Source organism: Streptomyces sp. NBC_00414 (assembly GCF_036038375.1).
In the GTDB taxonomy this organism is placed as follows: Bacteria; Actinomycetota; Actinomycetes; order Streptomycetales; family Streptomycetaceae; genus Streptomyces.
On the sequence record NZ_CP107935.1, the window covers coordinates 7,854,104 to 7,876,591 of the forward strand.

Annotated in this window: 22 protein-coding genes; 13 read left to right on the forward strand and 9 right to left on the reverse strand. The window is 71.2% G+C overall.

Translation table 11 applies throughout. The annotated features are described in order from the left end of the window. Positions 1-88: 88 nt before the first annotated feature. Together OHS59_RS34150 and OHS59_RS34155 are read right to left on the reverse strand one after the other, a co-directional pair. Complete coding sequence (locus tag OHS59_RS34150) at positions 89-1,483, reverse strand: metallopeptidase TldD-related protein (RefSeq protein WP_328497203.1); 1,395 nt, start codon at positions 1,481-1,483, stop codon at positions 89-91. Continuing rightward, complete coding sequence (locus OHS59_RS34155) at positions 1,480-3,003, reverse strand: TldD/PmbA family protein (protein ID WP_328497204.1); 1,524 nt, start codon at positions 3,001-3,003, stop codon at positions 1,480-1,482. Before OHS59_RS34155 ends, OHS59_RS34150 begins: the two co-directional genes overlap by 4 nt. A 184-nt stretch (positions 3,004-3,187) precedes the next feature. Between OHS59_RS34155 and fabG the strand changes: the two genes are divergently transcribed. From fabG to OHS59_RS34170, 3 genes are all read left to right on the forward strand, one after another. Further along, positions 3,188-3,907 (forward strand): 3-oxoacyl-[acyl-carrier-protein] reductase, encoded by a 720-nt coding sequence (gene fabG / locus OHS59_RS34160; protein WP_328497205.1) that lies wholly within the window; start codon positions 3,188-3,190, stop codon positions 3,905-3,907. A gap of 5 nt (positions 3,908-3,912) precedes the next feature. Beyond that, positions 3,913-4,683 (forward strand): enoyl-ACP reductase FabI, encoded by a 771-nt coding sequence (gene fabI, locus OHS59_RS34165; protein WP_328497206.1) that lies wholly within the window; start codon positions 3,913-3,915, stop codon positions 4,681-4,683. A gap of 268 nt (positions 4,684-4,951) precedes the next feature. Further along, on the forward strand, positions 4,952-5,287 hold the full coding sequence (locus tag OHS59_RS34170) for a hypothetical protein (RefSeq protein ID WP_443061548.1): 336 nt from the start codon (positions 4,952-4,954) through the stop codon (positions 5,285-5,287). On the opposite strand, the gene OHS59_RS34175 is transcribed toward OHS59_RS34170, so the two are convergent. Beyond that, entirely contained in the window at positions 5,271-5,993 is a 723-nt protein-coding gene (locus OHS59_RS34175; RefSeq protein WP_328497207.1) for a FadR/GntR family transcriptional regulator, read from the reverse strand. The genes OHS59_RS34170 and OHS59_RS34175 overlap by 17 nt on opposite strands. Positions 5,994-6,042: 49 nt before the next feature. Here OHS59_RS34175 and OHS59_RS34180 point away from each other — a divergent pair, with 49 nt between their 5' ends. The 4 genes from OHS59_RS34180 (at position 6,043) to OHS59_RS34195 (ending at position 8,752) form a co-directional block, all read left to right on the forward strand. Continuing rightward, positions 6,043-7,383, forward strand: a complete 1,341-nt coding sequence (locus tag OHS59_RS34180; RefSeq protein WP_328497208.1) for a CynX/NimT family MFS transporter — start codon at positions 6,043-6,045, stop codon at positions 7,381-7,383. 173 nt (positions 7,384-7,556) lie between these two features. Further along, positions 7,557-7,673, forward strand: coding sequence for an SGM_5486 family transporter-associated protein (locus OHS59_RS34185; RefSeq protein WP_107017780.1), 117 nt, complete (start codon positions 7,557-7,559; stop codon positions 7,671-7,673). Between the two features lie 215 nt (positions 7,674-7,888). Further along, positions 7,889-8,104, forward strand: a complete 216-nt coding sequence (locus OHS59_RS34190) for a hypothetical protein (RefSeq protein WP_328497209.1) — start codon at positions 7,889-7,891, stop codon at positions 8,102-8,104. A gap of 126 nt (positions 8,105-8,230) precedes the next feature. Continuing rightward, positions 8,231-8,752: a SixA phosphatase family protein gene (locus OHS59_RS34195; RefSeq protein ID WP_328497210.1), complete on the forward strand. Its 522-nt coding sequence runs from the start codon at positions 8,231-8,233 to the stop codon at positions 8,750-8,752. Between the two features lie 91 nt (positions 8,753-8,843). Here OHS59_RS34195 and serB read toward each other — a convergent pair whose 3' ends face one another. Together serB and OHS59_RS34205 are read right to left on the reverse strand one after the other, a co-directional pair. Further along, positions 8,844-10,049 (reverse strand): phosphoserine phosphatase SerB, encoded by a 1,206-nt coding sequence (gene serB / locus OHS59_RS34200; protein WP_328497211.1) that lies wholly within the window; start codon positions 10,047-10,049, stop codon positions 8,844-8,846. Between the two features lie 187 nt (positions 10,050-10,236). Next, positions 10,237-12,075 (reverse strand): streptophobe family protein, encoded by a 1,839-nt coding sequence (locus OHS59_RS34205; protein ID WP_328497212.1) that lies wholly within the window; start codon positions 12,073-12,075, stop codon positions 10,237-10,239. A gap of 238 nt (positions 12,076-12,313) precedes the next feature. Here OHS59_RS34205 and OHS59_RS34210 point away from each other — a divergent pair, with 238 nt between their 5' ends. Continuing rightward, on the forward strand, positions 12,314-14,818 hold the full coding sequence (locus OHS59_RS34210; RefSeq protein WP_328497213.1) for an ABC transporter ATP-binding protein/permease: 2,505 nt from the start codon (positions 12,314-12,316) through the stop codon (positions 14,816-14,818). A 100-nt stretch (positions 14,819-14,918) separates the two neighbouring features. On the opposite strand, the gene OHS59_RS34215 is transcribed toward OHS59_RS34210, so the two are convergent. From OHS59_RS34215 to OHS59_RS34225, 3 genes are all read right to left on the reverse strand, one after another. Further along, positions 14,919-15,626: a transglycosylase SLT domain-containing protein gene (locus tag OHS59_RS34215; protein WP_328497214.1), complete on the reverse strand. Its 708-nt coding sequence runs from the start codon at positions 15,624-15,626 to the stop codon at positions 14,919-14,921. 300 nt (positions 15,627-15,926) lie between these two features. Next, on the reverse strand, positions 15,927-17,051 hold the full coding sequence (locus OHS59_RS34220; protein WP_328497215.1) for an S-adenosylmethionine:tRNA ribosyltransferase-isomerase: 1,125 nt from the start codon (positions 17,049-17,051) through the stop codon (positions 15,927-15,929). Beyond that, complete coding sequence (locus tag OHS59_RS34225; protein ID WP_328497216.1) at positions 17,048-17,743, reverse strand: SDR family NAD(P)-dependent oxidoreductase; 696 nt, start codon at positions 17,741-17,743, stop codon at positions 17,048-17,050. The genes OHS59_RS34220 and OHS59_RS34225 overlap by 4 nt, the downstream gene beginning before the upstream one ends. A gap of 185 nt (positions 17,744-17,928) precedes the next feature. On the opposite strand from OHS59_RS34225, the gene OHS59_RS34230 reads away from it, so the two are divergent. From OHS59_RS34230 to OHS59_RS34245, 4 genes are all read left to right on the forward strand, one after another. Further along, positions 17,929-19,074: a GAF domain-containing sensor histidine kinase gene (locus tag OHS59_RS34230; protein WP_328497217.1), complete on the forward strand. Its 1,146-nt coding sequence runs from the start codon at positions 17,929-17,931 to the stop codon at positions 19,072-19,074. Continuing rightward, on the forward strand, positions 19,067-19,708 hold the full coding sequence (locus OHS59_RS34235; RefSeq protein WP_328497218.1) for a response regulator transcription factor: 642 nt from the start codon (positions 19,067-19,069) through the stop codon (positions 19,706-19,708). The genes OHS59_RS34230 and OHS59_RS34235 overlap by 8 nt, the downstream gene beginning before the upstream one ends. Positions 19,709-19,891: 183 nt before the next feature. Further along, positions 19,892-20,137: a chaplin ChpE gene (gene chpE, locus OHS59_RS34240; protein WP_328497219.1), complete on the forward strand. Its 246-nt coding sequence runs from the start codon at positions 19,892-19,894 to the stop codon at positions 20,135-20,137. 194 nt (positions 20,138-20,331) lie between these two features. Continuing rightward, a complete protein-coding gene (locus OHS59_RS34245; RefSeq protein ID WP_107017791.1) occupies positions 20,332-20,571 on the forward strand; it encodes a chaplin in 240 nt (79 codons plus the stop codon). Positions 20,572-20,668: 97 nt separating this feature from the next. Here OHS59_RS34245 and OHS59_RS34250 read toward each other — a convergent pair whose 3' ends face one another. Then, positions 20,669-21,457 (reverse strand): hypothetical protein, encoded by a 789-nt coding sequence (locus OHS59_RS34250; protein WP_328497220.1) that lies wholly within the window; start codon positions 21,455-21,457, stop codon positions 20,669-20,671. Between the two features lie 134 nt (positions 21,458-21,591). Between OHS59_RS34250 and OHS59_RS34255 the strand changes: the two genes are divergently transcribed. Next, positions 21,592-22,383, forward strand: coding sequence for an ABC transporter ATP-binding protein (locus tag OHS59_RS34255; RefSeq protein WP_328497221.1), 792 nt, complete (start codon positions 21,592-21,594; stop codon positions 22,381-22,383). The last annotated feature ends 105 nt before the right edge of the window (positions 22,384-22,488 follow it).

The window sequence follows — 22,488 nt, forward strand, 5'->3', positions numbered from 1 at the left end:
GTCATGACCCCGGAGCGGCCCGACAGCCGGGCGACAGCCGACCGCGGGGCCGCCCGGCGAGGCCACTCACCGAGCGTATCCGTCGAGGTTATACGCCCTGGCTGACAGAGCTCATATTGAAGTCCGGCACCCGCAGCGCGGGCATCGCGGCCCTGGTGAACCAGTCGCTCCACTCGCGCGGCAGCGTCTTCTCCGTCCGGCCCGCCTCGGTCGCCCGCCCCAGCAGACCCACCGGCGACTCGTTGAACCGGAAGTTGTTCACCTCGCCGGTGACCTCGCCGTTCTCCACGAGGTAGACGCCGTCCCGGGTCAGCCCCGTCAGCAGCAGCGTCGCCGGGTCGACCTCGCGGATGTACCAGAGGCAGGTCAGCAGCAGCCCGCGCTCCGTCGCGGCGACCATCTCCTCCAGGGACGTGTCGTCGCCGCCGTCGAGGATGAGGTTGCCGATGCCGGGGGCCACCGGCAGCCCGGTGAGGCCCGCGCTGTGCCGGGTGCTCGTCAGACGCTTCAGCTCGCCCTCACGGACCCACTCCGTGGCGCCGAGCGGCAGTCCGTTGTCGAAGACGGAGGCGTCGTCCCCGGAGGAGTGCGTGAGCACGAAGGGGGCGCTTTCGAGCCCGGCCTCGTGCGGGTCGCTGCGCAGGGTCAGCGGCAGGTCGGTGAGCCGGTCGCCGACGCGGGTGCCGCCGCCGGGCTTGCTGAACACCGTCCGGCCCTCCGCCGCGTCCCGGGCCGCCGCCGACCACATCTGGTAGATCATCAGGTCGGCCACGGCGGTCGGCGGCAGCAGCGTCTCGTACCGCCCGGCGGGCAGGTCGACACGACGCTCCGCCCAGCCCAGCCGGACGGCCAGCTCGGCGTCGAGCGCCGCCGGGTCCACGTCCTTGAAGTCCCGCGTGGAGCGGCCGGCCCACGCCGAGCGCGTACGGTCCGGCGACTTGGCGTTCAGCTCCAGCGTCCCGTTGGGCTGGTCGTGGCGCAGCCGCAGCCCCGTGGACGTACCCAGGTAGCTGGTGACGAGCTCGTGGTTGGCGAAGCCGTACAGCTCGCGGCCACCCGCCCGCGCGCGTGCGAACGATTCGCCGAGCGTGGGAGCGAAGTCCGTGAACACGGCCGACGAGGTCTCGGCGGGCGCGTCCGTGAAGTCGGGGGAGGCGGGCACGCCCTCGACGAGCGGCTGCGCGTCCTCCGCGGGACCGGCGCCCCGTGCCGCGGCCTCGGCGGCCCGCACCAGCGGCTCCAGCTCGTCGGCGGTCACGGCGGAGCGCGAGACCACTCCGGAGGCGGTGCCCTCGCGGCCGTCGACCGTCGCGACGACGGTCAGCGTGCGCCCGCGCGTGACGCCGTTGGTGGTCAGCGCGTTGCCGGCCCAGCGCAGGTTGGCGGTCGACTGCTCGTCGGCGATGACGACGCACCCGTCCGCCCGGGACAGTTCGAGGGCGCGCTCGACGATCTCGTGCGGCTTGTTCGTACGAGGACTCATCGACCGGCCTCCTGCGTGGTGTTGAGGATGTTGACGCCCTTGAAGAGGGCCGACGGGCAGCCGTGCGAGACCGCCGCGACCTGGCCCGGCTGAGCCTTGCCGCAGTTGAAGGCACCGCCCAGGACGTAGGTCTGCGGGCCGCCGACGGCCGCCATCGAGCCCCAGAAGTCCGTGGTCGTCGCCTGGTAGGCGACATCCCGCAGCTGGCCCGTGATCCGCCCGTTCTCGATCTTGAAGAACCGCTGGCCGGTGAACTGGAAGTTGTAGCGCTGCATGTCGATCGACCAGGACCGGTCGCCGACGACGTAGATCCCGCGGTCGACGCTCCCGATGAGGTCGTCGGTGGACATCCCCGCCGGATCGGGCCGGAGCGACACGTTCGCCATGCGCTGTACGGGCACATGGCCGGGGGAGTCGGCGTACGCGCAGCCGTTGGACCGCTCGAAACCGGTCAGCTTCGCGATCCTGCGGTCCAGCTGGTAGCCGACGAGCGTGCCGTCCTTCACCAGGTCCCAGGACTGACCGGCGACGCCCTCGTCGTCGTACCCGATGGTCGCGAGCCCGTGCTCGGCGGTGCGGTCGCCCGTCACGTTCATCTGCTCGGAGCCGTACCGCAGCTTGCCCAGCTGGTCGAAGGTGGCGAACGAGGTCCCGGCGTACGCGGCCTCGTAACCGAGCGCGCGGTCCAGCTCGGTGGCGTGGCCGATGGACTCGTGGATGGTCAGCCACAGGTTGGACGGGTCGACGACCAGGTCGTACACCCCCGCCGTGACGCTCGGCGCCCGCATCTTCTCGGCGAGCAGCTCCGGGATCCGCCCGAGTTCCGCCTCCCAGTCCCAGCCGGTGCCCGTGAGGTACTCCCAGCCGCGTCCGACGGGCGGCGCGATCGTGCGCATCGAGTCGAACTCGCCGCTCGACTCGTCGACGGCCACGGCGTTCAGCTGGGGGTGCAGCCGGACCCGCTGCTGGGTGGTCACGGTGCCGGCCGTGTCCGCGTAGAACTTGTTCTCGTGCACGGTCATCAGCGAGGCGTCCACATGACTGACACCGTCCGCCGAGAGCAGCCGCGCACTCCACTCGGCCAGCAGCCCGGCCTTCTCCTCGTCCGGTACGGAGAAGGGGTCGATCTCGTACGAGGAGATCCATGTCTTCTCGGCGTGCACCGGCTCGTCCGCCAGCTCGACCCGCTCGTCGGATCCCGCCGCCTTGATCACCTTCGCCGACAGCTTGGCCATCGCCACGGCCTGCGAAGCCACCTTCGCGGCGGCGTCCATCGTCAGGTCGACGCCGGAGGCGAACCCCCAGGTGCCGCCGTGCACGACCCGCACCGCGTACCCGAGGTCGGTCGTGTCCGAAGATCCCGCGGGCTTCGCGTCCCGCAGCCGCCAGGACGCGCTGCGCACCCGCTCGAACCGGAAGTCCGCATGGTCGGCGCCGAGCGCCCGGGCCCGCGCGAGCGCCGCGTCGGCCAGGGCCCGTAGCGGCAGTGCCGTGAAGGCTTCGTCGATGGAATGGGGCACGGAGGTCTCCCTTGTTGTCGCCTGTCGGTCCGATCATGTCGCGCGGGCGGGCCCGGCGGCCACACTTTTCTGTAGGGACCCCACAGGGAGTCCCCCGAGCCACTGTCGGTGCCCGATTCTCCGCGAGGCTGACCGTACCGATAGGTTTTTGAGGTACCAGACCGGCTATCGAAAGGGTGATCCGTTGAGCCGCTCGGTTCTCGTCACCGGAGGAAACCGGGGCATCGGCCTCGCCATCGCCCGCGTATTCGCCGACGCGGGCGACAAGGTCGCGATCACATACCGTTCGGGCGAGCCCCCGGCCGCCCTCACCGAACTGGGCTGCCTCGCGGTCAAGTGCGACATCACCGACAGCGAGCAGGTGGAGCAGGCCTACAAGGAGATCGAGGCCGCGCACGGCCCGGTCGAGGTGCTCGTCGCCAACGCGGGTGTCACCAAGGACCAGTTGCTGATGCGGATGTCCGAGGAGGACTTCACGTCCGTCCTGGACACCAACCTCACGGGCACCTTCCGGGTCGTGAAGCGGGCCAACCGCGGCATGCTGCGGGCCAGGAAGGGCCGCGTCGTCCTCATCTCCTCGGTGGTCGGCCTGCTCGGCTCGGCGGGCCAGGCGAACTACGCCGCCTCCAAGGCCGGCCTGGTCGGGTTCGCTCGCTCGCTCGCCCGCGAGCTGGGCTCGCGCAACCTCACCTTCAACGTCGTCGCGCCCGGTTTCGTCGACACCGACATGACCAAGGCGCTCACCGACGAGCAGCGCGAGGCCATCGTGAAGCAGGTGCCGCTCGGCCGGTACGCGCAGCCCGAGGAGATCGCCGCAACGGTGCGGTTCCTCGCCTCGGACGAGGCGTCTTACATCACTGGAGCCGTCATCCCCGTAGACGGCGGACTGGGAATGGGTCACTGATCACCATGAGTGGAATTCTTGAGGGCAAGCGCGTCCTGATCACCGGGGTGCTGACGGAGGCGTCCATCGCCTTCCACACCGCGAAGCTGGCCCAGGAGCAGGGTGCGGAGATCATCCTGACCGCGTTCCCGCGGCCCACCCTGACCGAGCGCATCGCCAGGAAGCTCCCCAAGCCCACCAAGGTCATCGAGCTCGACGTGACCAACGACGAGCACCTCGGGCGGCTCGCCGAGGTCGTGGGCGCGGAGCTGGGCAGCCTCGACGGCGTCGTGCACTCCATCGGCTTCGCCCCGCAGGACGCCCTGGGCGGCAACTTCCTGAACACGCCGTTCGAGTCGGTCGCCACGGCCATGCACGTCTCCGCCTTCTCCCTGAAGTCGCTGACCATGGCCTGCCTGCCGCTGATGCAGAACGGCGGCGGCTCGGTCGTCGGCCTCACCTTCGACGCCCAGTACGCCTGGCCGCAGTACGACTGGATGGGCCCGGCCAAGGCCGCCCTGGAGGCCACGAACCGCTACCTCGCCCGCGACCTGGGCAAGCAGAACGTGCGCTCCAACCTCATCTCGGCCGGTCCGCTCGGCTCGATGGCCGCCAAGTCCATCCCGGGCTTCACCGAGCTGGCCGCCGTCTGGGACCACCGCTCGCCGCTGGAGTGGGACCTCAAGGACCCCGAGCCGGCCGGCCGCGGTGTCGTCGCCCTGCTCAGCGACTGGTTCCCGAAGACCACGGGCGAGATCATCCACGTCGACGGCGGGCTGCACGCGATCGGCGCGTAACCGCTCCCGCGAAGGTTCTTCCACGGTGTCGGCGCCCCGTTCCCCGCAGTGCGCGGGGAACGGGGCGTCACCCGTTCGGCCCCACCGGCCGGGCGGCCGAGGGGGGTGACGGCCCACTCTGGAGTAGGAGTTCTCCCCCCGAGATCTCCCGAGATGCCCTCCCCAGCCCAGCCGAGGAGGTCCCTTTGTGCGCCTGTCCCAGGCCCGATGCATACATCGGCTCCACAGAAACGGCTTCGCAGCACCCCCCGCTGCGCTGTTCGCCGCTTTGACCCTGCTGCTCGCGGTGCCCTGCGACGCCGCCTCACACACCGCCTCGCACGCCGCGCACAGCACGGGAACGACGCCCCACGCGCGCGTGCCCGCTCAGGAACGGCCCTTCGGAGCGAGGTGCCGGACCGTCGTCGACGGCTCACATGTGACGGCGGACTGCCACAACCCGTACCCGGAACCCGACCGGATCGGCCTGCACATCGAGTGTGACCGCTGGTGGGACATCGACGCCGACGGGGCGAGGGTCGAGGCAGGACCCGCGCAGAACGTCCGGCTGACCGGTCGCTGCTGGAAGGAAGTCCGCTCCGCGTGGGTCAGCCACCAGAAGTGACGTCCCCCGGCCGTCCGGACCGCTCCGGCGGCCCAGGCCGCCCCGGGCGGCACAGGAACGGATAGCCGGCCGCCTCCGAGGCCGCCGTCTGCGCGTCGCCCGCACGGATCGCGTCCACCAGGCGCGTGTGGTCCATGTGCGTCCCGGGCGTCAGCTCCTCGCCGATGTCCTCGCGCAGCCAGTCGCGCACGACCTCGCCCAGGTCCGCGTACATCGCCGTCATGACGTCGTTGTGGGACGCGGCGACCACGGCCAGGTGGAAGGTCGTGTCGGCGCTCACGAAGGCCTCCGTGTCACCCGACTCCCACGCCTCCTCCCGGCGTACGAGGAGTGCGTCCAGCTGTTTGAGATCGCGCTCGGTACGGCGCTCGGCGGCCAGCCTCGCCGCGCTCGACTCCAGCGTGGAGCGCAGTTCGGCGATGTGCCGCGGGTCGGCGTCCGCGAAACGGCGGTGCATCACGCCGGCCAGTTCGCTGGTCGCCACCACGTAGGTGCCCGAACCCTGGCGGATGTCGAGCAGACCGTTGTGCGCGAGGGCGCGCACGGCCTCCCTGACCGTGTTGCGGGCGACCCCCAGCTGTTCGACCAGCTCGGGCTCGGTGGGGATGCGGGAGCCCACCGGCCACTCGCCCGAGGTGATCTGGTTCCGCAGAGCGGCGATGACCTGCTCGGACAGCGCCGAACGGCGGGGGTGGCTCAGGGGCATGACGGTCCTTCGCGCCAGGGGGTTGGACAACCAATCATCCCATGATTCTATGATGGGGTTCATGACTGGCGAGGAAACCCGGACGACCGTGTCCCCATCGATACCGATACGCAGCTCCGCGCAGGACGCGGACCCGCGCACGCCCCCCACGCGCGCGTGGATGACGCGTCTGGTGATCGTCGGCATCGTCCTGACCGCCCTCAACCTGCGTCCCGCCATCACCAGCCTGGGCGCCCTCCTCGAAGAGGTGCGCGACGGACTGGGCATGAGCGGCAGCGTGGCCGGACTCCTCACCTCCGTACCGCCGCTCTGCTTCGCCGTCTTCGGCGTCATGGCGCCGCGCCTCGCCCGTCGCTTCGGACCCGCCGCCGTGGTCTGCGCCGGGATGCTGGCGATCGGTACGGGCCTGGTGCTGCGGCCCTTCGTCGGGGGCACGGCGGGCTTCCTGGTCGCCAGTGCCCTCGCGCTCATGGGCATCGCCGTCAGCAACGTCCTCATGCCGGTGATCGTCAAGCGCTGGTTCCCGGACCGGGTCGGCACCATGACCGGCCTCTACTCCATGGCCCTGGCGCTCGGCACCGCCGCAGCGGCCGCCGTCACCGTGCCCATGACGCGGGCCCTGGGCGGCGACTGGCAGTCGGGCCTCGCCGTCTGGGCGGCACTCGCGGCCGTCGCCGTCCTGCCCTGGATCCCTCTCGCACGGGCCAAGGGCACGCCCCTGTCCGTCGAGGCCGCCCCCGCCGCCCCTTCCTCGCCCTCGACCTCCGGAGCGCTTCCAGGGGCGCGTCAGGAGGCCGCCCCGCTGCGGATCACCCGGAGCCGCACCGCCTGGGCGCTCGCCGTCTTCTTCGGGCTGCAGGCCACCGCCGCGTACATCACGATGGGCTGGATGGCACAGATCTTCCGGGACGCCGGCGTCCCGGCGGGCACCGCAGGACTGCTGCTCGCGGTCACGATGGTGATGGGTGTGCCCCTGGCCTTCGTCATACCGCGGCTGGCCACCCGGCTGCCCCACCAGGGGCCGATCGTCATCGCCCTCGGCCTCTGCGGTTTCGCCGGCTACGCGGGGCTCTATCTCGCCCCGGCCGCCGGCGCCTGGGCGTGGGCCCTGCTGCTCGGTGTCGCCAACTGCGCGTTCCCGCTGGCCCTCACCATGGTCGGCATGCGGGCCAGGACCGGAGCGGGGGTCGTGCAGCTCTCGGCCTTCGCGCAGAGCACCGGCTACCTCATCTCGATCCCCGGCCCGCTGCTGGTGGGCGTGCTCTACCAGCACAGCGGCGGCTGGGGGCTGCCGATCGCGCTCATGGCGGGCCTGATGGTCCCGCAGATCGTGGTGGGTGTTTTGGCGGGCCGCGACCGCACGGTGGAGGACGAGGCCGCCGCGCGCTGACCCGCCCCGGGGCCCGTGCGGTGGCCCCCGCCGGGCCCGCGCCGTGACCCCCGCCGGGCCCACGCCGCGACCCCCGCCGGGCCCGCGCGGCGACCGCCCCGGCCCGCGCCGTGACCGCCCCGGGTGCCGACCCCACCGGTGAGGTGCCGGGCCAGGAGTGCGAGACTGGGCGCATGCCCGTGCTCGATCCGAACCCCAAGAACGGCCAGAAGAAGATGCTGCTCGTCTTCGGCGCGTTCCTCCTCATCTTCGTGGTCATCGGCGTCATCGCGTCCATCGCCTCACCCTGAACGAGCCGTGACGCGTGGGACCGAAGGGCCCCGACGGTGGCGGAGCGAACCCGACCGGCCCCGATGGTGGGGTTACCCCCACCGTCCCCTAGGGGGCGAGTGTCAGGGTCAAGTGGGTGGATCACCGGATGGGTTGAGGGTTCCCGAGTCCGTACCTTCGAGATGTGACCGCGAGGACGCGGACCACGGAGCACTCGAAGCCCCACGGAGGCGGCATGTCGGCCCCAACGCACACCCCGCCCCACCCGGCGACCGGGCGCGGCGTCGATACGCGACTGCCCTGGTGGGCGCTCCTCCTCCCCGCGCTGGCCTTCGCGGCGCTCCTCCTGCTGCTGCTGAACCCCGCGGACGCCCACGCGGCGGGCACCGACCCGGCGGTCGGCAGCCTCTTCGAGCGGATCCAGCAGATAGTGCTGCACCAGGGTTCCTGAGATCGTGCCGCGCCAAGGCTCCTGAGACAGTGCCGCGCCAGGGCCCGTGAGCTCCCCGGGCCTCATGGTGGGGCAGCGCATCAACTCCCTGCGCCCCGTGGCGTGTTTCATGCGAAGCTGGGAACCATGAGCGTCGCAGAACCCCGCAGGATTGTCCTTTTCCGGCATGCGAAGGCCGACTGGCCCGAGGTGCCCGACCACGAGCGTCCGCTCGCTGAGCGGGGCCGCAAGGACGCCGCCGTCGCCGGACGCAAGCTGGCCGACTCCGGCATCCCCTTCGATCTGGCCCTCTGCTCCACCGCGACCAGGACCCGTGAGACATGGAAGCTCGCCGTCCAGGAACTGCCGCACCGACCGAAAACGGTGTACGAGGAGCGGCTCTACGAAGCCTCCCCGGGCGAGCTGATCGCCGTGCTCAACGAAACCCCCGACGACGTGCGGAACGCCCTCCTGATCGGCCACAACCCAGGAGTGCAGGGCCTCGCCGACATCCTGGCCGGCGGCCGGTCCGAGGGTGACGCGCAGGAGGGAGCGAGCCACCGCGAGTTCCACCCCGCCGCGTTCGCCGTGCTCTCCTTCGCCGGCTCGTGGAAGAGCCTGGAGCCCGGCACGGCCACGCTGCTCGACTACTGGGACCCGTCCGAGTGAACACACCGTGAGCGCGGACGGGGCCCGGCACCAGCGCGTGGTGCCGGGCCCCGTCCCTGTCGCGGGAGGCCCCCAGGTGCTCGCGGAGGCCTCAGTCCACGTGCATGTCCGCCGCCTCGACCTCTTCGCGCGTCACGCCCAGCAGGTAGAGGACCGTGTCCAGGAAGGGGAAGTTCACCGCGGTGTGCGCCGCCTGGCGCACCACCGGCTTGGCGTTGAAGGCGACTCCGAGACCGGCCGCGTTGAGCATGTCCAGGTCGTTGGCCCCGTCACCGATCGCCACCGTCTGGGAGAGCGGTACGCCCGCCTCCGCGGCGAACCGGCGCAGCAGCCGCGCCTTGCCCGCCCGGTCCACGATCTCGCCGATGACCCGGCCCGTCAGCTTCCCGTCGACGATCTCCAGCGTGTTGGCCTGGGCGAAGTCGAGTCCGAGCCGTTCCTTCAGATCGTCCGTCACCTGGGTGAACCCGCCCGAGACGACCCCGACCTGGAAGCCGAGCCGCTTCAGCGTACGGATCAGCGTGCGCGCCCCGGGTGTCAGCCGCACCTCGCTGCGCACCTTGTCCACCACGGAGCCGTCGAGCCCCTTGAGCAGCTTCACGCGCGCGTGCAGGGACTGCTCGAAGTCCAGCTCGCCGCGCATCGCGGCCGCCGTCACCTCGGCGACCTCGGCCTCGCAGCCGGCGTGCGCCGCGAAGAGCTCGATGACCTCGTCCTGGATGAGCGTGGAGTCCACGTCCATGACGACCAGGCGCTGGGCTCGCCGGTGCAGTCCGGCCGCGACGACCGCGATGTCGACGCCGAGCGCCGCCGCCTCGGTCACCAGAGCGGTCCGCAGCTCTTCGGGCTCCGTACCGGACACGGCGAACTCGACCGCGGTCACGGGGTACTTGGCCAGCCGGAAGATACGGTCGATGTTGCCGCCCGCCCCGGTGATCCGGGCGGCGATGGCGGCCGTCGACTCCGCGGTGAGCGGATGTCCGAGCACGGTCACCAGCGACCTGCCGTGCCCGCGGGGCCGGTTGTCGCCGTGACCGGAGATGATCTCGGTCTGCAACCGCATCGAGTCCGCCCAGCTGTGCACGGTGGCACGCAGGTCGCCCTCCAGGCCGGCCGGCGGATGCGTCACGAGCGCGCACAGCACGATCCGGCCACGGGTGACGACCTGTTCGATGTCGACCACGTCGACCGAGTAGGCGGCGAGAGTGTCGAAGAGCCCGGCGGTGATACCGGGGCGGTCCTTGCCGAAGATCTTGACGAGGAGAGTGGGAACGTCAGAGGTCTGCGATGCGCTCATGGTGCTTACACCGTATCCGGCACTCCGTGCCGAATGCCCCCGAGGTCCGCCTGACGGACAGGGAACAGTACATGTCGCCCGGATGTCCGGGGCCTTCACAGGCCGTGTCCACGCCGGGTTCCAGTCTTCGCGCCGTCCTCCGGCCTCCGTCCCGCGTTCCGGTCCCCGGCCCGTCCTCCGGCCCCGGTCAGCGCCGGCCGCCCGGTTTGCGCGGCGGGGGCGGGGGTGGCAGCTCGTCCGGCGGGGTCGGCGGCCCGTCCTGCGACCGGGGCCGGCGCCGGGGCCCGGGAGGTCCCGGCCGAGGCGTCGGCGGGAAGGGCCCGGCCATCGTCTGCGCCCCGTACACGTCGTCGGGCGGACGCGCGCCCGGCGGCTGCCCACCACCGGGAGCCTGCCCGCCGGACCCCGGCTGCCCGCCGGGAGGCCGTGCCTGCCCGCCGGGGTCACGGGGCTGCGCACCGGGGGGCCGGGGGCCGGAGCGCTGCCCGGGGCCGGACTCCCGTAACTCGTCGGGCAGCCGCAGATAGGGGTTCGTCTCCGGGTTGGTCGGCCGGAACGGCGTTCCGGGGTGGTAGGGGCCGACCTCCCCGGCCGTCCCCCCGGCCACCTCCGCGTACGGAGTGGCGGCTTCCGGGGTGCCCACGTCCACGTCACCCCGTGCCAGCGGCGCCGCCTGCCGGCCCGCCGCGCCCGAGGCGCACGCGAGCAGCGCGCCCACCGCCCCCGCGCCCGCGCCCCACAGCGCGCCGAGCAGCAGGGCCATGCCGGGCTGCCCGCGCAGCTCGATCCCGGAGTCGAACGCGTCGATGCCGAGCACGGACAGCGAGGCGTCCACGGACACCTCGGTCAGCCAGACCAGCAACGGCAGCACCAGCGCGGTCACGACCGCCAGCCGCAGCGCGCAGCGCCCCGCGAAACCGAGGACGCCCCGCTCCCGTACGAACGGAGTGCGTGCCGCGGTCAGGACGCCCGCGAACAGCATCATCAGGGCCGCCGCGATGCCCAGCAGCCAGACCCGGCCGTCCAGTTCGGCCAGCCTGCCCAGCGTGACGGGCTTGTCCGAGAACTTCAGGAGGTCGTCCATGGGGTCCGGCAGGAACTGGAGGAAGGGACCCGTCGCCTTCCCGTCCCACGGCACGAGGAGCCCGATCGGGATGCCGAGCCACACCCCGTTGGGCGCCCCGAGCAGCGCGGCGCCGGCGATCCGTTTCGGGTTGTCGTCGCCGATCGCCGCGTACGCGGCCGCCGCGAACCCCGCCAGGACCGCCACCAGCAACACCGTGACCAGCGCGGACACCGCGGGCCGCACCAGCCGGTGCACGGCCGTCCAGCCGCCCGGCAGCGGGGTCCTGCGCGAGGCCAGCAGCGCGATCAGCAGGACGCCGAGCACCCAGCCGAGACCGCCGAGGAGCGTCGGCACGGTGTCGACGGTGAAGCCCACCTTGGCGTTCGCGTCCGCGAGGTCTCCGAGCCGGTCCGGCAGCAGGCCGCCGATGTTGCCGAGCCCTGGCACCTCCACGTCGTCGGGCACCCCGCCGCCGGGCAGCTTGTCGAGCCCGAGCGAACCCCCGTCGATCGTGATGATGTCGTGTCCCGCCCAGGCGAGACCCCCCAGCATCGCCACGAAGAGCGCGGCCACCGTGGCCGCCCGCGCCGTCAGCTCGGCGGGCGAGACCACCGCACCAGCCGCGCGAAGGGAGCGCAGGAAGAACCAGGACAGCAGCAGCGCGCCCACCAGGCTCACCCCGAGTGGCGTGATCTGGAGGGCGGTGTCGGCCTGCGCGCCTTCCAGCCCGAACGCCGACATGTCGCCCGAGGGTGTCACCGAACCACCCGCCCCGAGTGCCACGAGGGCCGCGGTCATCGGCCCGAGCGAGGCCGTCTCGTCGGCGCCGAGCAGATGCAGCCCGAGCGCGGCCACGCCCACCATGCCTATCAACGCCCAGCTCACAGCGGCGATCGAGGACAGCAGCACATTTCCCACCGGTACGCGCCTGCCGTGTCCCACGGACCCGTCGCTCATCATCAGCCCCCCGACTCCCGCCCGCGACACCTCCGCCGCGGTGTCCCCCTCGCGTGGGATTACCACTCTCCGGTCCGGTTTCAACCCCGTCAACGGAAACGGACAAGGCGCCCGTACACGGTCTTCGGGAGGCCCGACTTTCGGTCAGGGGCCTCCTACTGAAATAGTTCCCCACGATGTTCGACATCCCTAGACTCCCTGTGTTGGGGGTACATCGGGGGACAACACAGTGGGGCATGGAGTGCCGGAACTCGTACTGGAATTGAACGGACGTACCTGGACGCTCGACGCGTCCAGGCCATACACCCTCGGACGTGATCCGCAGGGTGACATCGTGCTCGAAGACGCCAGGGTGTCCTGGCGTCACGCCACGATCAGCTGGGGCGGCCGCAGTTGGGTCATCGAGGACCACGGCAGCACCAACGGCACATTCGTGCAGGGGCAGCGGATCCATCAGATGGAGATCGGCCCCGGCTCGGCCGTGCACCTCGGCAACGCGACCGACGGACCGCGCCTGAGCCTGACGGGCGCCGCGGCCGGCGCACCGCAGGCGCAGCCCCAGCAGCAGCCGTACGCCGCTCAGGGCGCACCCGCGGCCGGCTGGGCCCAGCAGACTCCGCAGCCGCAGGCGCCGGAGCAGAGCTGGCAGCAGTCGAAGCAGGGGGGCGGGCACATCCCGCAGCAGCAGGGCGCCGGAGGCGGCGCGGGGGCGCCCCCGGTCTACGGGGACCGCAGCCCGACCACGTTCCACCAGATGTCGCTCGGCCGCGTGATGCGTATCGGCCGTGCGCTGGAGAACGAGCTGGTCGTGTCCGACCTGCAGGTCTCGCGCCACCACGCCGAGTTCCACGCGACGCCCGACGGGCGGGCCGAGATCCGCGACCTCGGCTCGCACAACGGCACGTTCGTCAACGGTATGCCGATCGCCAAGGGCGGCTCCGCGCTGCTCGGCCCGAACGACATCGTCGGCGTCGGCCACTCGACGTTCCGCATGGTGGGCGACCGCCTGGAAGAGTTCGTCGACACCGGTGAGGTCTCCTTCTCGGCCCGCCACCTGACCGTCACGGTCGACGGCGGCAAGCAGATCCTCAAGGACGTCTCCTTCGGCGTACCGGAGAAGTCGCTCATCGCGGTGATCGGCCCCTCCGGCTCGGGCAAGTCGACCCTCCTGAAGGCGCTCACGGGCTACCGCCCCGCCAACGAGGGTGACGTCCTCTACGACAACAGAAATCTCTACAAGCAGTTCGCGGAGCTGCGCCAGCGCATCGGTCTGGTCCCGCAGGACGACATCCTGCACAAGGAACTGACCGTCAAGAAGGCCCTCAAGTACGCGGCCAAGCTGCGCTTCCCCGCGGACACCACGACCCAGGAGCGCGACTCCCGGATCGACGAGGTGCTGCGCGAGCTCAAGCTCGACATCCACAAGGAGAAGAAGGTCACCTCCCTCTCCGGTGGCCAGCGCAAGCGCGTCTCGGTGGCCCTGGAGCTGCTCACCAAGCCGTCGCTGATCTTCCTGGACGAGCCGACCTCCGGCCTCGACCCGGGTATGGACCGCGATGTCATGCAGTTGCTGCGCGGTCTCGCCGACGACGGCCGTACGGTCCTCGTCGTCACGCACTCGGTGGCCGAACTGGCCATCTGCGACAAACTTCTGGTCATGGCGCCCGGCGGATCCGTGGCCTATTTCGGACCTCCCGAGGAGGCCCTGAACTTCTTCGGCTACGACACATGGGCCGACGTCTTCTCCGCCTTCGAGAACTACCGCGACTACGACTGGGCGGGCCGCTGGAAGGGCTCGCAGCACTACCAGATGTACGCCGCGGACATCGACGCGGTCGCGCCGCAGTCCGTACACATGCCGCCGCCGCAGGCGATGCGCCCGCCGAAGCCCCAGGGCTGGGTCTCCCAGCTGAGCACTCTGGTCCGGCGGTACGTCTCGGTCATCGCGTCCGACAAGGGCTTCCTGGCCCTTACGGTGATCCTGCCTGCGGTCCTCGGCGCGGTCAGCCTGCTCATCGAGCCGGACAAGACGCTGCTGGTGAACGAGAAGCTGCAGCCGAACGGCCTGCCCGTGCCGAACAGCACGGCCGCGACGGTGCTGCTGATCCTCGCGGTCGGCGCCTGTTTCGCGGGCGCCGCGAACTCGGTCCGTGAGCTGATCAAGGAACGGGTCATCTACGAGCGTGAGCGCGCGACCGGTCTGTCGCGCTCCGCGTACCTGATGTCCAAGGTGATCGTTCTCGGCGTCATCACCATGTTCCAGGGCGCGCTGGTCGGCGCGATCGGCTTCATGAGCCGGACGATCCCCGACGAGGGCCTGATCCTCGGCGGCGCGGTCGCGCTGGAACTCTCCCTGCCGATCATGGCGCTCGGCTTCACCTCGATGATGTTCGGCCTGGTCATCTCCTCGCTGGTGAAGACCGCCGAGAAGACCATGCCGCTGCTGGTGATGTTCGCGATCATCCAGGTCGTCTTCACCGGCTGCCTGTTCCCGCTGAACGGTGCCATCGGCGTCAACCAGTTCTCGTATCTGATGCCGTCGCGCTGGGCGGTCGGTGCCGCGGGCTCCACGCTCGACTTCAACAAGATCAACCCGCACAACACGGCCGAGACCGATCCCCTGTGGGATCACACGGCGCTGACCTGGGTCCTGGACATGACGGCCCTGTTCGCCCTCGCGGCGGTCTGCGCCTTCATGGTGGCCCGCTTCCTGCGCCGCCACGAGCCGGAGGTCATGCGCAAGTAGCACCCGCGTATCCGGCCCCGGTCACGCGAGAACGCGCGAAGGGCGGCACCCCACCCGGGGTGCCGCCCTCTTGCGTACGGGGCAGAGGTCCGCGCAGACCTCAGTACGCGCTGTTGACGTTGTCGATCGAGCCGTACCGGTCGGCCGCGTAGTTGGCGGCGGCGGTGATGTTGGCGACCGGGTTGTACTGGCTGTGGACGGTGCCGGCGACGTGGTAGGCGTCGAAGGTCGGCTTGATGACCTGCAGCAGACCGATCGACGGGACGCCGTTGATGGCGTTGATGTCCCAGCCGTTGATGGCGTTCGGGTTGCCCGAGGACTCCCGGATGATGTTGCGGTGCAGACCGTCGTACGTGCCCGGGATGCCGTGCTTCTTCATGATGTCCAGCGACTGGCGTATCCAGCCGTCGAGGTTGTTCGCGTAGGTCTTCGCGGCGACCGGCTTGACCGCGGCGCGCTTTGTGGACCGGCTCGCGGCCTCCTTCGCCTTGCGGGCGTCCGCTGCCTTCTTCGCCGCGGCTGCCTCGGCGGCCTTCTTCGCGTCGGCGGCGTCGGCGGTCTTCTTCTTCGCGGCGGCGGCCTGCGCGTCGGCCAGCTGCCCGCTGAGACCGACGGTCTTCACCTTGAGCTCCTGCGACGAGAAGGCGGCCGGGGCGGCGGAGACCGAGTCGGCGCTCGCCTGCGTGTCGGCGGGAGCGAGAGAGAACGCGAGGGCGGCGGCGCCGAGCGTGGCGACACCGGCGAACGAGAGCTTGTGGACCTTGGTCATGGCGGGGATGCGACCAGGAATGCTGTGCTGCTTGGGCATGGCTGGAGGACCTCTTCGAATAGCGCGGAGGCCGCTCTCGATCCGCTGGGGACAAAAAGTGTTTCCGGATCTGACGCCGTGGGTAAGCACCTTCGACATCGAGCGACGGCAGCCATTGTTAGCGGCCGGAATTTTCGATGGCAAAGGTGTGACGTACGACCCCAGGTAGTTGACCCCTAAAGGGCAAATCGGGACAGACCAATACGTCTGCCCCGCTCACCAGGAGTCCGGTTGTCTCCTATGCCCCTTCGTACGTGATGTGCGCCCTATGTGCGGGGTCACACCGGCGACGGTGTGAACTCACCGGCAGTTGCTGGGGCAATCCTCTGTGTGAGGGTTCTCCTCCGGGAGGATGAGGTGTGTGTCGCCGAACTCGTGCCACAGATAGCGCCCGCGCAGCGCCTCCTCGTACCCACGGTCGACGGCCTCCCTCCCGGCGATCGCCTCCAGCATCAGCAGATGCGAGGCCTGGGGCTCGTGCAGCCCGGTCAGCAGCCCGTCGACGACCCGCACCCCGCGCTCCGGGGTCACCACCAGACCGGTCCAGCCCCGCGAGGCACGCACCACCCCGTCGGGGCCCGCCGCCGACTCCACGGCGCGCACGGCCGTGGTGCCGACCCCGATGACCCGGCCGTCACCGGCCTTCGCCGCGTTGATCAGCCGCGCCGAGGTCTCCGGCACCGCGAAGCGCTCCGGGTACGGCGGCTCGTGCGCCTCGGCCGAGGCGACTCCCGTGTGCAGGACGACGGGCGCGAACTGCACACCCCGGCTCACCAGCTCCGCCACCAGCCGGGCCGTGAAGGGGCGCGCCGCGCTGGGCATCTCCGCGCTTCCCGACCCGTCGGCGGACGGCAGCGCGAACACGGTCCGGTACGCGGACAGCGGCTGGTCCCGGTCCGTGTAGGAGTAGCGGATGGGCCTCCCGTGCCGCCGCAGCAGCCCCGGCACGTCGGGATCGGACACCCGCCCCCACCACAGGCGCGCGCTCCGCCCGGTGAGCGGCTCCTCCAGTACGAGCCGTACGTTCCCCGGCAGCCGCACCTCCGTCCCCGCGGGCCCGCCCCCGCGTGCGCGCGTGGTGCCCCTTCCGTCGGGCTCGCGCAGCTCCACCGCCCAGCGCCCGTCGTCGCCCCGCGTGGAGAAATGCACGACCACGCGCGCGTGCCCGGCCCTGCCGTCCACGGCGGCCGCGAGCGTCACCGAGGTGTTCACGACGAGCAGGTCGCCGGCCCGCAGCCGGTCCGGCAGCTCCACGAACGCGTGGTGGGACACCTGAGTCCCGTGTGAGACGAGCAGGCGGACGGAGTCGCGGTCCCGGCCCGGACCCCGCTGTTCGGCCGGTACACGGGCCGACAGCTCCTCCGGGAGCACCCACCTCCTTGCCCGGCCGCCGTCGAGCGGGGGCACCCCCATGGCGGTCGTCATCGCCGGCCCAGCAGCGCCGGGGCCCCGTAGCGCCCGCTCGCCGGACGTTTGTCGAGCAGCCTCAGGAAGGCCGGCACGACAGTCGCCGGGTCGGGCCGCGCAGCGTCGTCGTCCGGGACGGCCGCCGCGTACAGGTCCGTGCCCATGTCACCCGGGTCGACCGCCCAGACCCGCAGCCCGGGCTCCTCCTCCCCGAGGACCGCCGAGACATGGTCGAGCGCCGCCTTCGAGGCCCCGTAACCGCCCCAGGTCTCGTACGCCTCCGCCGCCGCGTCCGAGCTGACGGCGATCACCGCGCCCGCCGACGACTCCCGCAACAGCGGCAGCGCCTCCTGGACCAGCCCGAGCGCCGCGACCACATTCACCTCCAGCGCCCGCCGCAGCCCGTCCAGGGCCAGCGCCTCAAGGCGTACGAGCGGTTCGGCGCCCAGCGCGCTCGCGTTGTTCACCAGGAGATCGACGCCACCGAGCTCCCGGGCCGCCGTCACCAGAGCGGCACGGTGCACGCCGTCCGTGACATCCCCGGGCAGTGCGCGCACCTGCCTTCCGTACCTACTGAGGGCATCCGCCGTCTCCTGGAGGGGCTGTGCCGTTCTGGCGTCGAGCACCAGACCCCAGCCCCGCTCCGCCAGAGCCCCGGCGAGCGCGCGCCCCAGCCCCTTCGAAGCCCCCGTGATGATCGCTACCGGCATGATCCGTCCCCTCGTCCACAGCCGCCGCTCCGGGCGGCTGTCCTCAACGTAGGAAGCCGAAGACCCTCGCCGCCTCATGCGCGGGCCGCAGTGCGCGGGGGCCCTTCGGCCTAGGTCGAGAGGACCGGATCAGGGGCACCACCGGGCGGATACGCGCTGTCACACCCCGCCGGTACCGTGAGGTCATGAGTCATGGACCCCGGTCGGGCCTCCTCGCGGTGAGCACCGCGCTGCTGGCCATGAGCAGGCACCTGGAGGTGCGCGACGTCCTCAAGACGATCGTCGCCTCGGCGCGCGAACTGCTCGACGCGCAGTACGCGGCCCTGGGGGTCCCCGACGACCACGGGGGCTTCGCCCAGTTCGTCGTCGACGGGGTCAGCGACGCCCAGTGGAAGGCCATCGGCCCGCTCCCGCGCCAGCACGGCATCCTCGCCGCGATGCTGCACGAGGCCCGCCCGGAGCGCCTCACCGACGTGCGCAAGGACCCGCGCTTCGAGGGCTGGCCGTCCGCCCACCCCGACATGTCCGACTTCCTGGGCCTGCCCATCAGGGACGGCGACGAGGTCATCGGCGCCCTCTTCCTCGCGAACAAGAACTGCGTCAAGCCTGAAGGCGGTTGCGGCTTCACCGAGGACGACGAGGAACTGCTGGGGATCCTCGCCCAGCACGCCGCGATCGCCCTGACGAACGCCCGCCTGTACGAGCGCAGCCGCGAACTCACCATCGCCGAGGAGCGTTCCCGCCTCGCCCACGAACTGCACGACGCCGTCAGCCAGAAGCTGTTCTCGCTGCGCCTCACCGCCCAGGCCGCCGCGGCCCTGGTGGACCGCGACCCGGGCCGCGCCAAGGGCGAACTCCAGCAGGTGGCCGCCCTGGCCGCGGAGGCCGCCGACGAACTGCGCGCCGCCGTCGTCGAGTTGCGCCCCGCCGCCCTCGACGAGGACGGCCTGGTCGCCACGTTGCGCACCCAGATCCAGGTCCTCGACCGGGCCCACTCCGCGCGCGTGACCTTCGACAGCTGCGGCGTCCGCGCGCTGCCCGCCGCTCAGGAGGAGGCCATGCTGCGGGTAGCCCAGGAGGCGCTGCACAACGCGCTGCGGCACTCGGGAGCGGCCCGCGTCGACGTCACCGTGGAGAAGCGCGGCGCGGGAGCCGTCCTGCGCGTCACGGACGACGGCAGCGGCTTCGAGCCCAAGGCCACGCGCCGCGCGGGACGCCACCTCGGCCTGGTCTCCATGCGCGACCGGAGCAACGGCGTCGGTGGCGCGCTCACCGTGGAATCGGCGCCCGGAAAGGGCACCACGATCGAGATGGAGGTCCCTGGTGCCTGACGCCATCAAGGTGCTGCTCGTCGACGACCACCAGGTGGTCCGCCGGGGGCTGCGCACCTTCCTCGAAGTGCAGGACGACATCGAGGTCGTGGGGGAGGCGTCCGACGGCGCCGAAGGAGTCGCCCGCGCCGAGGAGTTGAAGCCCGACGTCGTCCTCATGGACGTCAAGATGCCGGTCATGGACGGCGTGGAGGCCCTGCGCAGGCTCCGCGAACTCGACAACCCCGCGCGCGTGCTCATCGTCACCAGCTTCACCGAGCAGCGCACGGTGATCCCGGCCCTGCGCGCGGGCGCCGCGGGCTATGTCTACAAGGACGTCGACCCGGACGCCCTGGCCGGAGCCATCCGCTCGGTCCACGCCGGGCACATCCTGCTCCAGCCCGAGGTGGCCGACGTGCTGCTGTCCCAGGAGGGGACCAACTACGGCCAGGGGAGAGGCGGTTCGCTCACCGAGCGGGAGCGCGAGGTACTCGGCCTGATCGCCGACGGCCGCTCCAACCGCGAGATAGCCCGCGCCCTCGTCCTCTCCGAGAAGACCGTCAAGACGCATGTATCGAACATTCTGATGAAACTCGACCTCTCCGACCGCACCCAGGCCGCGCTGTGGGCCGTACGCCACGGTGTGACCGGCTGATGACCTGCTGATCCGTGGAACGGCCGGCCTCCGGGACGGCAATACGGAAGGTCTCCCTCCGGGCTGAGATTCATACCGTCGTGGGAATGTCCCCCGGATGGCGCATCCTTCTGCGATCTCCGCCGTTCTCCAGTGCGTGCTGCGGCGCTTTGCCGCAGTGGTTCACAAGGAGAGGGCTCAGAAGTGAAGAACCTGAAGAAGGCCGCTGCCGTCACGATGGTGGCCGGTGGCCTCGTTGCCGCCGGTGCCGGTTTCGCCTCCGCCACCGACGGTGCGCACGCGGGCGGCCAGGCCGTGGGCTCGCCGGGTGTCGCCTCGGGCAACCTCGTCCAGGTCCCGGTCGCCATCCCCGTGAACGCGGTCGGCAACACCGTGAACGTCATCGGCATCCTGAACCCGGCGTTCGGCAACGACGGCTTCAACGGCTGACGTACGCCCCGGGTCGAAGCGACCACCGGCCTTCCAGGTTCGCCTGGGAGGCCGGTCCGTTTTTCGGCTGGTCGGACCACTGGCCCGAACGGGCAGAACGCGCTCGCCCGCCGTGCCGTCCGGGCCACTCGGGCGTTGCTCAGGCTACGGCCCGCGGCAGGGCCGGATACGCAATCGCAGGAGGAACGCTTTTCATGAACATCGCCAAGAAGGCCGCCCTGGCCGTCACCGTCGTCGGTATCGCAGCGGGTGCCTCGGCCGGTGCCGCTGTCGCTGACTCGGATGCCGACGGCGCTGCCGTGAAGTCCCCGGGCGTCGCCTCGGGCAACGCGGTCCAGGCCCCGATCCACGTCCCCGTCAACGTCGTCGGGGACAGCATCAACGTGATCGGGCTCCTGAACCCGACCTTCGGCAACGAGGCCGTCAACGACTGACGTCCTGACAGGCCGAGGGCCCCGCGGACCACACGGTCCGCGGGGCCCTTGCCTTTGACGCGACCTCTGCCGCGGCCCTCGGCGGCTGCCGCGGTCTTCAGCGCACCCCGCGCTCCCGCTCCTCCACGAACGCGTTGTACGCGGCCACCTGAGCCCGCCTGGCCGTGCGTTCGACCGGACGCAGGGCCTCGGAGCGCGCGGCCATCTCCGAGGCGCTCACCGCCCCGCCGTGCCCGTTGCCGGACGCCACCGAGACGAGCAGCCCCACCCGCCGCGACAGTGCCAGCACCCGCACCGCCCTCGGGGGATAGCCGGGAGCGAGCACTTCGCCCGCCCGCTCGGCCCGTGCCCGGTACGCGTCGATCGCCGCCTCGGCGACCGGACCCGAACCCGCCACGTCGAGCCGCGACAGCATCTCCGTCGCGTCCCTCAAAGCCTCCGCGAGCTCTCGCTCCGCCTCACCGAGGGACGGCACATCGGCGGGCGGCGCCTCACGCACGGGCAGACAGTGCCAGAGGACCTCCACATGCACATCACCGTCGGGACCGGCCTCGTACACCTCGGGCACGAGCCCCAGAGCGACCCCGTGACAGACCACCGCCTCCTCGGCCTCCAGGGCGCGCGCGTTGAAGTCCGGCGGACCGCTCAGCCCGAGCGGATGCCCGGGCGCGGGCAGCGCGACCCGCAGACCGGTCGCCCCGAGGGCGCGCAGCCGCCCCAGGGCGAGCGAGAGTCCGACGGGCGCGGTCTCGCCGGGTATCCCCTCGACCCGGTGCACGGCGTCCTCACCGACGATGGCGACGACCGCCTCGTCCGGTGAAACAAATCCGGCCAACAGGGCATTTCCCCATGCGGCCAGTCGTCCTGAACGTGGTTCCGAAAGCATGCCTCCCACTTTAGGGAACGGCTTAAGGACCGGCCGATGGATTGGACGGGTCGACCGGTGGCGTAGGTTTTCCCTGGGGGCTGCGTCCACAGACGTCAGCGACGGCCGAGACTGCAATGGGAGACAGCGCGCTCATGAGCGATGTTCTGGAGCTTGAGGACGTATCCGTGGTCCGAGAGGGCCGGGCTCTGGTGGACCAGGTCTCCTGGTCGGTCAAGGAAGGCGAGCGCTGGGTCATCCTCGGACCCAACGGCGCCGGGAAAACGACCCTCCTCAACCTCGCCTCCAGCTACCTCTTCCCCAGCCAGGGCACCGCCACCATCCTCGGCGAGACCCTCGGCAAGGTCGACGTCTTCGAGCTGCGCCCGCGCATCGGCGTGGCCGGCATCGCCATGGCCGAGAAGCTCCCCAAGCGCCAGACGGTCCTGCAGACGGTGCTGACCGCCGCGTACGGCATGACGGCCGGCTGGCACGAGGACTACGAGGACGTCGACGAGCAGCGCGCCCGCGCCTTCCTCGACCGCCTCGGCATGACCGACTTCGTCGACCGCAGGTTCGGCACCCTCTCCGAGGGCGAGCGCAAGCGCACCCTCATCGCCCGCGCGCTGATGACCGACCCCGAGCTGCTGCTCCTCGACGAGCCCGCCGCCGGTCTCGACCTCGGCGGCCGCGAGGACCTCGTACGCCGTCTCGGCCGCCTCGCCCGCGACCCGATCGCCCCCTCCATGATCATGGTCACGCACCATGTCGAGGAGATCGCTCCGGGCTTCACCCACGTCCTGATGATCCGCCAGGGCAAGGTCCTTGCGGCCGGGCCCCTGGAACTGGAACTCACCTCGCGCAACCTCTCGTTGTGCTTCGGCCTCCCGCTCGTCGTCAGCCAGTCCGGCGACCGCTGGACCGCCCAGGGCCTCCCGCTGTCCTGACCCCGTCCCGACAGGCCTGTCCCGACAAACCTGTCCTGACAACCGGAAACACTCGTCCCAACAGGATCGGCGCCCTGTCGGGGACGGGACCTGCGGACCTACCAT

What these genes read in the sequence shown, in the direction of transcription:
- OHS59_RS34190 (WP_328497209.1), top strand. Translation starts at nt 7,889, where the DNA reads ATGTCGGCCCCAACGCACACCCCGCCCCACCCGGCGACCGGGCGCGGC.
- OHS59_RS34195 (WP_328497210.1), top strand. Translation starts at nt 8,231, where the DNA reads ATGAGCGTCGCAGAACCCCGCAGGATTGTCCTTTTCCGGCATGCGAAG.
- OHS59_RS34225 (WP_328497216.1), bottom strand. Translation starts at nt 17,743, where the DNA reads ATGCCGGTAGCGATCATCACGGGGGCTTCGAAGGGGCTGGGGCGCGCG.
- OHS59_RS34205 (WP_328497212.1), bottom strand. Translation starts at nt 12,075, where the DNA reads ATGATGAGCGACGGGTCCGTGGGACACGGCAGGCGCGTACCGGTGGGA.
- OHS59_RS34250 (WP_328497220.1), bottom strand. Translation starts at nt 21,457, where the DNA reads ATGCTTTCGGAACCACGTTCAGGACGACTGGCCGCATGGGGAAATGCC.
- OHS59_RS34180 (WP_328497208.1), top strand. Translation starts at nt 6,043, where the DNA reads ATGATGGGGTTCATGACTGGCGAGGAAACCCGGACGACCGTGTCCCCA.
- serB (WP_328497211.1), bottom strand. Translation starts at nt 10,049, where the DNA reads ATGAGCGCATCGCAGACCTCTGACGTTCCCACTCTCCTCGTCAAGATC.
- OHS59_RS34185 (WP_107017780.1), top strand. Translation starts at nt 7,557, where the DNA reads ATGCCCGTGCTCGATCCGAACCCCAAGAACGGCCAGAAGAAGATGCTG.
- OHS59_RS34255 (WP_328497221.1), top strand. Translation starts at nt 21,592, where the DNA reads ATGAGCGATGTTCTGGAGCTTGAGGACGTATCCGTGGTCCGAGAGGGC.
- OHS59_RS34220 (WP_328497215.1), bottom strand. Translation starts at nt 17,051, where the DNA reads ATGACGACCGCCATGGGGGTGCCCCCGCTCGACGGCGGCCGGGCAAGG.
- OHS59_RS34150 (WP_328497203.1), bottom strand. Translation starts at nt 1,483, where the DNA reads ATGAGTCCTCGTACGAACAAGCCGCACGAGATCGTCGAGCGCGCCCTC.
- OHS59_RS34245 (WP_107017791.1), top strand. Translation starts at nt 20,332, where the DNA reads ATGAACATCGCCAAGAAGGCCGCCCTGGCCGTCACCGTCGTCGGTATC.
- OHS59_RS34230 (WP_328497217.1), top strand. Translation starts at nt 17,929, where the DNA reads ATGAGTCATGGACCCCGGTCGGGCCTCCTCGCGGTGAGCACCGCGCTG.
- OHS59_RS34215 (WP_328497214.1), bottom strand. Translation starts at nt 15,626, where the DNA reads ATGCCCAAGCAGCACAGCATTCCTGGTCGCATCCCCGCCATGACCAAG.
- OHS59_RS34175 (WP_328497207.1), bottom strand. Translation starts at nt 5,993, where the DNA reads ATGCCCCTGAGCCACCCCCGCCGTTCGGCGCTGTCCGAGCAGGTCATC.
- fabI (WP_328497206.1), top strand. Translation starts at nt 3,913, where the DNA reads ATGAGTGGAATTCTTGAGGGCAAGCGCGTCCTGATCACCGGGGTGCTG.